Origin of the sequence: Demequina ureilytica (genome assembly GCF_048553575.1) — a bacterium.
In the GTDB taxonomy this organism is placed as follows: Bacteria; Actinomycetota; Actinomycetes; order Actinomycetales; family Demequinaceae; genus Demequina.
This window is the reverse complement of sequence record NZ_JBLZIE010000001.1, coordinates 550,438-561,766: the sequence shown is the minus strand read 5'-3', so window position 1 is coordinate 561,766 and position 11,329 is coordinate 550,438. Positions and strand designations below refer to the sequence as shown.

Sequence of the window (11,329 nt, the reverse complement as noted above, 5' to 3'; positions counted from 1 at the left end):
GTTGCTACGCCCACTGGTCGCGCGCGACCAGCACCTTCTTGAGGATGTCGGCGCGGTCGGTCACCAGGCCATCCACGCCGATTTCCAGCAGGTGCAGCATGTGGTCGGTGCGGTTCACCGTCCACACGTGCACCTGACGGCCCGCGGCGTGCGCGGCGTCGACGTGGCGCTTGGCGAGGAACGGCACCGCTCCCTTGCGCCAAGGAATCTGGAGGGCGTCGACGTCTCCCAAGGTGGCGTGCGCATCGGCCCCCACCCAGGTGCCGAGCCACCACGCGATCGCCTCGCGCTCGGAGGCGGGTGTCGCGACGCGACGCGACAGCAGGTTCAGCGTCGCCCGACGGCGGTCGGCATCGAAAGATCCCACGCATACGCGATCGTGGGCACGAGTGCGCTCGATAGCCTCGGCCACCGGGCCGATGGCGGACTCGCCCTTGACGTCGATGTTCACCTTGACTTCAGGCCACGTGCCCAGCACGTCCTCGAGGCGCGGCACGGGCTCGACCCCGCCGATGCGCGCGGCCTTCACCGACTCCCATTCGCGTTCCGAGACCTTGCCGGTGGCGTCGGTGGTGCGATCGAGCGTGCCGTCATGCAACGCGACCGCGACGCCATCGCGGGTGCCGTGCGCGTCCGTCTCCAGGTAGCGGTACCCGAGGTCGACAGCGGCCTGGAAGGCCTTCATCGAGTTCTCGAGCCCCTCGAGCGAGAAGCCGCGGTGCGCAAGCGCGATCGGCATGCCGCCGTTGTCGAAGTACGAGTGCCTGGTGCTCATCTCAGCACTCTATCCACGAACGCCGCGACCGCGTCGAGGTAGACCTCGCGCGGGCCGTCGGCGGAGAGTGACAGGTCGTGGATGCCGCCTTCGACCACCAGCTCCTCGACATCGCTCCCGAGCCCCTTCGCGTATGCCGCGATCTTGTCCGTGTCGACCACGACATCTTGCGAATCTCTGCGCGGATTGTCGGGCCGGTCGGGACCGCATGAGTCGGACCGCGCCACCAGCACCGGCACCTCGATGTCCAGCCCACGGGCCACGGCCTGGCGCGCGCGCAGCGTCGCTCCCAGCCAGCCGGCCGTCGCCGGCTGTCCCTCCGGCTTCTTCCACGCGACATCGAAGGGCCACCGACCCGCGGAGACGAGGGACTGCGTGTAGTGCGAGGGAGCCGGCACCACCACCTGCTCCGCTCGGAAGCGGCTGACCGTCGGCATGCCGTAGATCGCCATCTGCTTCCAGCGCGGCAGGCGCAGGCCGAACAGCGGACTGTTGAGGATCAGCCCGGCGAGATTGGGGCTGGGCGTCCGATCCGCCCACACCGCCGCCGCCAAGCCGCCCGTCGAGTGGGCGTGGACGACGAGCGGCAGGTCCCCAGCATCGGCCGTCGCGGCCGCTGCCGCCGCCGTGATGTCCGCGCCCAGCTCGGCGATGTCCGCGATGTGGTGCGCGCGCTCGCCAGGGCGCAAGGATCGTCCCGCCCGGCGCATGTCCACGGCGTAGAAGGCGCATCCGGCCGCCGCGAACGCATCGGCCAGATGGGTCTGGAAGAAGTGGTCGTTGTAGCCGTGCACATGCAGTGCGATGGCGCGTGGCGTCGAGGGGTTGTCGCGACGGCGGACCAGCGTCGCGCCCGACACGGGTGCGTGCTCGTACCCGGGCAGCACATCGTCGCGCCACTCCAACTTGGCGGGCACGCTCACGGGATCCATGCTCCGATGCTAACCCTGGCGCGCCCGACACTCCCTGTTCACCCGAGCCGGGCACACTGAAGTCCATGAGCTCCGACGATGACGTGCTCCCCTCGGTCGCTGATGCGCCCGGCTTTCCCGACGCGGACCGTGTGCCGCGCAAGCAGGTGTGGGCGTGGGCCCTGTGGGACTGGGCGACGCAACCGTTCAACTCGGTCATCATCACGTTCGTGTTCACGGCGCTGTACCTGACGTCGGAGAACTTCATCGATCCGGCCATCGCGGTGCTTGGCGAGGACGATCCTGCATACGCCGCCGCGATCGACGACCTCGCGTCCAGCCTGGGCTGGGGCATCACCGCGGCCGGACTGCTCGTCGCCCTCCTCGCGCCCGTGCTTGGACAGCGCGCCGACGCCTCGGGCAAGCGCAAGTCCTGGCTGGGCATCATGACGCTGCTGCTGGTGGCGTGCGTAGGAGGGCTGTACTTCGTCGAGGCGACGCCAGGCGCTTTCTGGCTGGGCGTGGGACTGATCGCTCTGGGCTCGATCGTGGCCGAGATCGCCAACGTGAACTACTACGCGATGATGGTGCAGGTATCGACGCCGCGCACGATGGGGCGCGTATCCGGCCTCGGGTGGGGGCTCGGATACATGGGCGGGATAGTCGCCCTCGTGATCGTGGTGCTCCTCGACACGTTCTCCTGGTTCGGCATGGACACGTCCAACGGCATGGCGTACCGGCTCATCGCCTTGGGCTGCGCGGTGTGGACGCTAATCTTCGCGTGGCCGCTGTTCCGCTACGTGCCCGAGACCCAGGTCCGCCGCCGCCCCACCGTCAGCATCATCAAGGGATACGGAATCCTGGTCGCGGACCTGCGCCGGCTGTGGAACGAGGCGCGGTCCACGCTGTGGTTCCTGCTGGCGTCCGCCGTGTACCGAGACGGGCTGGCCGGGGTGTTCACGTTCGGGGCGATCATCGCGGCCGTGGCGTTCGACTTCTCCGACAGTCAGGTGATCCTGTTCGGCATCGCCGCCAACCTGGTCGCGGGAGTGTCCACCATCATCGCCGGCCGATTCGACGACGCTCTGGGACCGCGACGCGTGATCCTGTTCGCGCTCGGGGTGATCGTGGTCACGGGGGTGGTAATCGTTGCGCTGCACGGGATGGGCGCGATCGTGTTCTGGGTCTGCGGCCTGCTGCTGTCCGGGATGGTCGGGCCGGCGCAAGCCGCATCGAGATCCTTGTTGGCGCGGGTGTCCCCAGCCGGCCGCGAGGCGGAGATGTTCGGGCTCTACGCGACGACGGGCCGTGCGGCCTCATTCCTGGCCCCCGCGATGTGGGCGCTGACGATCACAGTCTTTGGCGCGACGATCTGGGGGACGCTGGGCGTGATCTCGGTGGTGCTCGCTGGAATGGTGCTGATGCTGTTCGTCAAGACTCCGGCCGACCGGGGCGCCGCCGCCCCCGCCTAACCCTGTCCGGCACTCATTGTCGCCTGCGGGAACTCACGGTCTCCTGTCCGGCACTCACTGTCGCTGAGTGCCGGACAGGCGTGGGGTCAGTCGGCCGATGCGGGGGTCGGGGCTTCGGGATCAGTCGCCTCAGCGTGTGGGGCTGAGTCGGCGGTCGGGGCGACGGGGCTCTCGCCCTCGGCCTCCTCGATCTCCTCTTCGACCTTGCGCTCGACGTTGCGTGCCACGCCAATGATCACATCGCCCTTGGCGGGCTTGGCGAACGTGACGCCCATCGTGTTCTTGCCCTTGGCCGGTACCTGGTCCACCCGCGAGCGAACCACCTTGCCGGACTCCATGATGACGAGCACCTCATCGTTGTCGTCAACGAGCAGCGCACCGACCAGGTCGCCGCGCTCCTCGGTGAGGGTCGCGACCTTCACCCCTAGGCCGCCGCGGTGCTTGGGTGTCCATGCCGAGACGGCGGTGCGCTTGGCGAAGCCGTGCTGAGTCACCACGAAGGAGAACGGACCCCCGGAAGCCTCGGCCGCATCGGCCGCCGCCTCCGCAGCGTCCTCGTCTGTGGACCCCGCCACGCCAAGATCCTCGGCATCGGGTACGGAAGCGTCGATGACGTCCATTGCCAGCAGCTCGTCGTCGCCACGGAAGCTCATGCCCTTGACGCCGGAGGTGGCGCGTCCCATGGGCCGCAGCTCCTCGTCCGTGGCGTGGAAACGCACCGACTGTCCCTTGCGAGACACAAGCATCAGGTCGTCGTCCGGGCCCACGAGGCGTGCGGCCACGAGTTCGTCGGGACGGGTTTCGCCATCCTCGGACTCGACATCACGCAGGTTGACCGCGATCAGCCCACCGGTGCGGTTCGAGTCGTAGGAGGTGAGCTCCGTCTTCTTGACGAGGCCGCGCTTGGTGGCGAGCACCAGGTACGGCTTGTCCTCGTAGGACTTGAGGTCGAGGACCTGCGCGACATGCTCGCCGGGCTGGAAGGCCAGCAGGTTCGCGACGTGCTGGCCCTTGGAGTCCCGGCCGCCCTCGGGCAGCTCGTAGCCCTTCGCGCGGTAGACGCGACCGAGGTTCGTGAAGAACAACAGCCAGTGGTGCGTGGTGGTGACGAAGAACTGATCGACCATGTCGTCCGTGCGGAGCGTCGCGCCGCGCACACCCTTGCCCCCACGCTTCTGCGCGCGATACTGATCCGATCGGGTGCGCTTGGCGTAGCCGCTGCGGGTGATCGTGACGACCACCTCTTCCTCCGCGATCAGGTCCTCGATGTCGACGGATCCGTCGAACGGACTGATCTCGGTGCGTCGCGCGTCGCCGTACTTACGCACCACCTCGGCCAACTCGTCCGAGATGATGGTGCGCTGGCGGGGCTCCGAACCGAGGATGTCGGTCAGGTCCTTGATCTGCGCCATCAGGTTCTCGTACTCGGCTTCGATCTTCTGCCGCTCGAGAGCGGCCAGGCGGCGAAGCTGAAGGTTGAGAATGGCGTTGGCCTGGACCTCGTCGACGTCCAGCAGCTCCATCAGGCCCGTGCGAGCCTCGTCCACGTTGGGCGAGCGGCGGATCAGCGCAATGACCTCGTCGAGCAGGTCGAGCGCCTTCACGTAGCCGCGCAGCACGTGGGCCTCGCGCTCGGCCTTCGCCAGGCGATAGGCGGTGCGGCGCTGGATGACCTCGATCTGGTGCGTGACCCAGTGCCGCACAAACGCGTCGATGCTGAGCGTGCGGGGCACGCCATCCACGAGGGCGACCATGTTGGCGCCGAACGTGTCCTGCAGCTGGGTGTGCTTGTAGAGGTTGTTCAGCACCACCTTCGCCACTGCGTCGCGCTTGAGCACTACGACGAGTCGCTGTCCGGTGCGGCCGGAGGTCTCGTCGCGGATGTCCGCGATGCCGCCAACCTTGCCTTCCTTCACGAGCTCCGCGATCTTGAGCGCGAGGTTGTCGGGGTTGACCTGGTACGGCAGCTCGGTGACCACCAGGCACTGACGGCCCTGCAGCTCCTCCACCGTGACGACGGAGCGCATCGTGATCGAGCCACGACCGGTGCGGTAGGCCTCCTCAATGCCGCGGCGGCCCAGGATGACGGCGCCCGTCGGGAAGTCGGGGCCCTGGATGCGCGCGATGAGCGCGTCCTGGAGCTCCTCCTTGGTGGCATCCGCGTTGTCGAGGTGCCACTGCACGCCTGCCGCGACTTCGCGCAGGTTGTGCGGCGGGATGTTGGTCGCCATGCCTACGGCGATGCCGGCGGACCCGTTCACCATCAGGTTGGGGAACCGCGCGGGCAGCACCGACGGCTCCTGGGTGCGGCCGTCGTAGTTGTCCTGGAAGTCGACGGTGTCCTCGTCGATGTCGCGGACCATCTCCATGGCGATCGGCGCCATGCGGGACTCTGTGTACCGGTGTGCGGCCGCGGGGTCGTTTCCGGGGGAGCCGAAGTTTCCCTGTCCGTCGGCGAGCGGGTAGCGCAGCGACCAGTCCTGCACCATGCGGACCAAGGTGTCGTATACCGCGCTGTCACCGTGCGGGTGGTAGTTACCCATCACCTCGCCGATGATGCGGGTGCACTTGGAGAACGCGCGGTCAGGACGGTAGCCACCGTCGTACATCGCGTAGATCACGCGACGGTGGACGGGCTTCATCCCATCGCGGACATCCGGAAGAGCGCGGCCCACGATGACGGACATCGCGTAGTCGAGGTACGACTGCTGCATCTCCACATTGAGGTCGACCTTGTCGATCCGGCCATGGTTGTGGATTTCAGATGTCAAGGAACCTCACGTCCTTCGCGTTGCGCTGGATGAAGTTGCGTCGTGACTCGACGTCCTCGCCCATAAGAATGGAGAAGGTCTCGTCTGCGAGTGCCGCATCGTCCATGGTGATCTGGAGCAGGGTGCGGGTCTCGGGGTTCATGGTGGTCTCCCACAGCTCCGAGTAGTCCATCTCACCCAGACCCTTGTAACGCTGGATGCCGTTGTCCTTGGGGATCTTGCGGCCGGCGGCCAGCCCTTCCTTGAGGAAGGCGTCCCGCTCGCGGTCCGTGAACACGTACTCGTGATCAGCGTTGGACCACTTGAGCTTGTACAGCGGCGGCTGGGCCAAATACACGTAGCCGGCTTCGATGAGCGGGCGCATGTAGCGGAACAGCACCGTCAGTAGGAGGGTGCGGATGTGCTGGCCATCCACGTCGGCATCGGCCATCAGCACGATCTTGTGATACCTGGACTTCTCCAGCTCGAACTCGTCACCGATGCCGGAACCAAAGGCCGTGAACAGTGCCTGGATCTCGGTGTTGGCGAGCGCCTTGTCGAGCCGGGCGCGCTCGACGTTCAGCACCTTTCCGCGCAGCGGCAGGATGGCCTGGGTCGCGGGGTTGCGACCGCGCACGGCCGAACCACCGGCGGAGTCGCCCTCGACCAGGAAGATCTCGGAGATGCTCGGGTCCTTGGACGAGCAGTCGCGCAACTTGCCGGGCATGCCGCCCGACTCGAGGAGGCCCTTGCGACGGGTGGCCTCGCGTGCCTTGCGCGCGGCGAGCCGTGCCTGCGAGGCCTGCATCGCCTTGCGGATGATCTCCTTGGCGTCCTGCGGGTGTGCGTCGAACCAATCGGTGAGCTTCTCGCCAACGATCTTCTGCACGAACGTTTTGGCCTCGGTGTTGCCGAGCTTGGTCTTGGTCTGTCCCTCGAACTGGGGCTCGCCGAGCTTGACCGACAGCACCGCGGTCAGACCCTCGCGGACGTCGTCGCCCGTGAGGTTCTCGTCCCTGTCCTTGAGGATCGCCTTTTCGCGCGCGTAGCGATTCACCAACGACGTGAGCGCCGCGCGGAAGCCCTCCTCATGGGCGCCACCTTCGGTGGTCGCGATGGTGTTCGCGTACGTGAACACCGACTCCGAGTAGCCGTTGGTCCACTGCATCGCGAGTTCGAGCGCGATCTTGCGCTCGACGTCCTCGGCCTCGAGAGAGATGACCTCGGCGTGCACGCGCTCCGACTTCTTGGTGTCGTTGAGGTGCGTGACGTAGTCGACGAGTCCACCGTCGTAGCGGTAGGTGACCACACGCGAGGTGGGGTGCTCCTCGGAATCGGGATCGGCGTCCGCCGCAATGTGCTCCGCGCGCTCGTCGGTGAGCGAGATAGTCAGGCCCTTGTTGAGGAAGGCCATCTGCTGGAACCGTGCACGCAGCGTCTCGAAGTCGTAGTCGGTGGTCTCGAAGATCTCCGGGTCGGCCCAGAACGTCTGCTGGGTGCCGGTCTCATCCGTCGGCTCGCCCTTCTCGAGCGTGCCCTGCGGCTTGCCGCCGTCGGCGAACACCTGCTGCCACACGTTGCCCTGGCGCTTGACGACCGTCTCGACGCGGGCGGACAGGGCATTCACCACGGAGATTCCCACGCCGTGCAGGCCGCCGGAGACCGCGTAGCCGCCACCGCCGAACTTGCCGCCGGCGTGGAGGATCGTCATGACGACCTCGACCGTGGGCTTGTGCTCGGTGGGGTGGATGTCGACGGGGATGCCACGACCGTTGTCTGTGACCCGGACGCCGCCGTCCTGCATGAGCGTCACGGTGATCAAGTCGCAGTGGCCGGCCAGCGCCTCATCGACAGAGTTGTCGACGACCTCGTAGACGAGGTGGTGCAGTCCGCGCTCTCCAGTCGAGCCGATGTACATGCCCGGGCGCTTGCGGACGGCCTCGAGGCCCTCCAGGACGGTGATGTTCGCAGCACCGTACGCAGGCTGCGCGACGGGCGCGTCGTTCTGGGCCACAGATTTCGCCTTTCAAGCGGTTCACGCGGGCACGGACGCCTCGCGACATACTGCTACCCATTCTAGACGGTTCTAGGGCCGAAATATCGCGTGTGGATGCCGTTTGTGGGCAAGTCGTGAATGGTCAATCCCGAGCGCCCACGCCGTGTGACCCATCACAGCCCGCGAGCGTTACCCGTAGGTGTCGCGTGGACCCCGCCCGCGGACCGTGCGCTGCCCTCGAGTCCACGACCGCGCCGTGGGCCCAGACACTTTCAGCTCGCGCACGATGTCGCGGCCGAACTCCTCGTTGATGCGGTGACGGATCTGGCCGGACATGATGCCCAGCTGCGTCGCCCACGCGGTCGAGCTCGCCTTGACCGTGAGCACGCCCTCGTCGAAGGTCAGCGGCTCGCAGTGATCTGCGATCTGATCGCCCACGACCTCACGCCACCGGCTCATCACGCCCGAGATCTCGATCTGCTCGGTCCATCCCATGCGCCGCAGCAGCGCATCCACGGCCTCCGACATCGCGGCCGGATCGCGGCCTGGCGCGAAGGGCCGCGAGGACCTGCGCTTCTCTTCGCGCCGGCGGCGGCCGGCTTTGGGGGTCGTGCGGTAGGCACCCCTCAATCGGGCCGATGCGCGGGCTCGCTCCATCGCCTGCCTCGCCAGGTCCTCAGGAGAGTTGGCCGCGGTCGTCTCTTCCCCTACGGGTTCTTCGTCGCCGGAGGGAGGGGGCGCGTCACTCATGGGTGCTCCCCGCCAGCACTGTTCCGTCGGCGACCTCGAGCACCTCGCCGCGCAGTGCCTGCGGCACATCCTCGGCCACCGCCGCGGTGATCAACACCTGGCTCGCCTCCGTCAAGCGGTCGGCTAGAGCTGCCCGCCGCCCAGTGTCCAGTTCTGCGAAGACGTCGTCCAGGATGAGCACGGGCTCCCCGTCCTCATGGGCATCGGGGCCATCATCCCTGGTGAGGAGCTCATACGACCCAAGTCGCAAGGCCAGCGCGCACGACCAGGACTCGCCGTGACTCGCGTATCCCTTCGCGGGCATGTCGCCCAGCGCGATGTCGAGATCATCCCGGTGAGGCCCCGCCATGGTGACGCCGCGCTCGATCTCCTTGGCCCGTACCTCCTGAAGCCGCGTCAACAGGACGGCGCCGAGATCCGCCGCGGACGCATCGGCCGCATAGCCTTCCGCGCTGGCGAGGCCGGTCGCATACGAGACTTGGGCATGGCCGCCCCCGGGCGCCACCGCCTCGTAGGCCGCGGCCACATGCGGGGCCAGCAGCGCGACGGCCCGCAGCCTCGCCGCCATGATTCGACCGCCGAGACCTGCGAGCTTCTCGTCCCAGATATCGAGCATCGTGAGGTCGCCGCGCGCATTCTTCGCCGTCTTGAGCATCGAGGATCGCTGTCGCAGCACACGCTCGTAGTCGGAATGGTCGCCCGCGATCGCGGGCTGGAGCGCCACACACAGCTCGTCCATGAAGACGCGCCGGCCGGCTGGCTCACCCTTCACAAGGGACAGATCCTCGGGAGCGAACACAACTGTGCGCAGCGCTCCCAAGAGGTCACGCGGCTTGGCCTGCGCCCGCCCCAACCGCGCGGTATTGGACTTGCCCAGATTGATCGTCACCTCGATCGCGAGAGAACGCCCCGACTTCTCGACCCTGGCGCGCACCACCGCGCGCTCGGCGCCCTGGCGAACCAAGGGAGCGTCAGCAGCCACCCGATGCGAGGACAGGTTCGAGAGGTATCTCACGGCCTCGACGACGTTGGTCTTGCCCTGGCCGTTGCGGCCCACGAGCGTCGTGACCCGCGGGCCGAGCACGATCTCCTGGTCCGCGTACGAGCGGAAGTCAGTCAGGTGAAGATGGGTGACGCGCACGCTACGACTGCATGGTCACGACTGGATGCGGATGGGTACCAGCAGGTAGCGGAAGTCGGAGGCGAGCTCACCGCCGGGAGCGGTCAGCCCCACGAACTCGACCGGCTTGGTGTCCTGCGTGAAACCTAGCCGCACATATTCGGTGGAGAGCGCGCCCAGCCCGTCTAGGAGGTACTGGGGGTTGAAGGCCACGGTGATCGCGTCGCCTTCGAGCTGGCACTCGAGCGCCTCAGAGGCCTGAGCGTCATCGCTCTGGCCGGCGTCGAGAGTGACCTCACCCTCCGCGAACGACAAGCGCACCGACGAGTTGCGCTCGGCGACGAGCGACACGCGGCGTGTGGCCTCGATGAGCTCGGTGGTCTTGACCACCGCCGTCACAGGGCTCTCGTCCGGAAAGAGGCGGCGCACCTGCGGGTAATCGCCGTCCATCAGCAACGACGTGGTGGTGAGCCCAGCCGCTTCGAAGCCGATGAGGTCGACGCCCTTGCCGGAGCTCAGCGCCACAGTGACGTCCCCGGCTCCGAGCGCCTTCGCGGTGTCGTTCAGCGTGCGCGCACGCACCAAGGCCACGGCCGATGCGTCGGCAGCCGAGGGCTTCCAGGACATCTCCCGCAGCGCCAGCCGGTAGCGATCGGTCGCCAGGAGCGAGATGTGTGATCCCTCGATCTCGACGCGCACGCCGGTGAGGATCGGCAGAGTCTCGTCACGCGATGCCGCCACAGTGACTTGGGACACAGCACGCTGGAAGTCGGTGCCGTCGATGGTGCCCGACTGCGCGGGAAGGTCAGGCAGCGCGGGGTACTGATCCACGGGCATGGTCGCCAGGGTGAAGCGTGAGGCGCCGCAGGTCACGGAGACCTTGGTTCCCTCGAGGGCGAAGTCGACGGGCTTATGAGGGAGCGCGTTTGCGATCTCCTTGAGCAGGCGGCCGGACACGAGCACCTCGCCGGCATCGTCGACGTCAGCTGCGAAGGTGCCCCGGGCCGAGACCTCGTAGTCGAAGCTTGCAAGCGTGACCTGACCGGTCGCATCGGCCGTGATGCGCACTCCGGCCAGGACGGGGACGGGCGGGCGCGCCGGCAGGGCGCGCGACGTCCACGCCACGGCGTCCGCGAGCACGTCGCGGTCGACGGTGAATTTCATTCAGGTGCTCCTTGATGTGACTGACGGACAGACTACGCCACAGCCACGACACGGCAAGTGGTTAGTCGAGTCTCAGCGCGAGACGACAGCTTGTGGAAATGAAGGCCCTCAGGATTCACGTGTAATGACAAGAGTGAGTAGTAGTCATAGGGGACGTGCAAACTGGGGAGAACCACCACAGCCCCTGGCAGATGTCCCCGCCGCCTTGTGTATAGGCCTGGGATGATCACCAGTTCTTGTCATTCGGGGCAGTGGACAGAGTTGCGTGATTCACAGGCTGTCCCAGTTCCCCACAGTTCTATCCCTGTGGAAACCGCGACTGTCCACGGTTACTCACAGGGTTATCCACATGTGTGCAGGGTGTGATATGGCCACGGCCCAGGCGCCCAAG

Annotated in this window: 8 protein-coding genes; 1 reads left to right on the top strand and 7 read right to left on the bottom strand. The window is 67.1% G+C overall.

Annotation, left to right across the window (positions count from 1 at the left end; all coding sequences use genetic code 11):
- Positions 1 to 4: 4 nt before the first annotated feature.
- Entirely contained in the window at positions 5 to 775 is a 771-nt protein-coding gene (locus ACNI3K_RS02520; RefSeq protein WP_419390281.1) for a glycerophosphodiester phosphodiesterase family protein, read from the bottom strand.
- Entirely contained in the window at positions 772 to 1,707 is a 936-nt protein-coding gene (locus ACNI3K_RS02515; RefSeq protein WP_419390280.1) for an alpha/beta fold hydrolase, read from the bottom strand. The genes ACNI3K_RS02520 and ACNI3K_RS02515 overlap by 4 nt, the downstream gene beginning before the upstream one ends.
- A 65-nt stretch (positions 1,708 to 1,772) precedes the next feature.
- Between ACNI3K_RS02515 and ACNI3K_RS02510 the strand changes: the two genes are divergently transcribed.
- Positions 1,773 to 3,158 carry an MFS transporter gene (locus tag ACNI3K_RS02510; protein WP_419390279.1) on the top strand — a complete coding sequence of 462 codons (1,386 nt, stop codon included), beginning with the start codon at positions 1,773 to 1,775 and terminating at the stop codon, positions 3,156 to 3,158.
- 86 nt (positions 3,159 to 3,244) lie between these two features.
- On the opposite strand, the gene gyrA is transcribed toward ACNI3K_RS02510, so the two are convergent.
- From gyrA to dnaN, 5 genes are all read right to left on the bottom strand, one after another.
- On the bottom strand, positions 3,245 to 5,872 hold the full coding sequence (gyrA, locus tag ACNI3K_RS02505; protein WP_419391090.1) for a DNA gyrase subunit A: 2,628 nt from the start codon (positions 5,870 to 5,872) through the stop codon (positions 3,245 to 3,247).
- A 46-nt stretch (positions 5,873 to 5,918) separates the two neighbouring features.
- Positions 5,919 to 7,922, bottom strand: a complete 2,004-nt coding sequence (gyrB, locus tag ACNI3K_RS02500) for a DNA topoisomerase (ATP-hydrolyzing) subunit B (protein WP_419390278.1) — start codon at positions 7,920 to 7,922, stop codon at positions 5,919 to 5,921.
- 171 nt (positions 7,923 to 8,093) lie between these two features.
- A complete protein-coding gene (locus tag ACNI3K_RS02495; RefSeq protein WP_419390277.1) occupies positions 8,094 to 8,654 on the bottom strand; it encodes a DciA family protein in 561 nt (186 codons plus the stop codon).
- A complete protein-coding gene (gene recF / locus ACNI3K_RS02490; RefSeq protein WP_419390276.1) occupies positions 8,647 to 9,795 on the bottom strand; it encodes a DNA replication/repair protein RecF in 1,149 nt (382 codons plus the stop codon). Before recF ends, ACNI3K_RS02495 begins: the two co-directional genes overlap by 8 nt.
- A 15-nt stretch (positions 9,796 to 9,810) precedes the next feature.
- Complete coding sequence (dnaN, locus tag ACNI3K_RS02485) at positions 9,811 to 10,938, bottom strand: DNA polymerase III subunit beta (protein WP_419390275.1); 1,128 nt, start codon at positions 10,936 to 10,938, stop codon at positions 9,811 to 9,813.
- Positions 10,939 to 11,329: the final 391 nt, after the last annotated feature.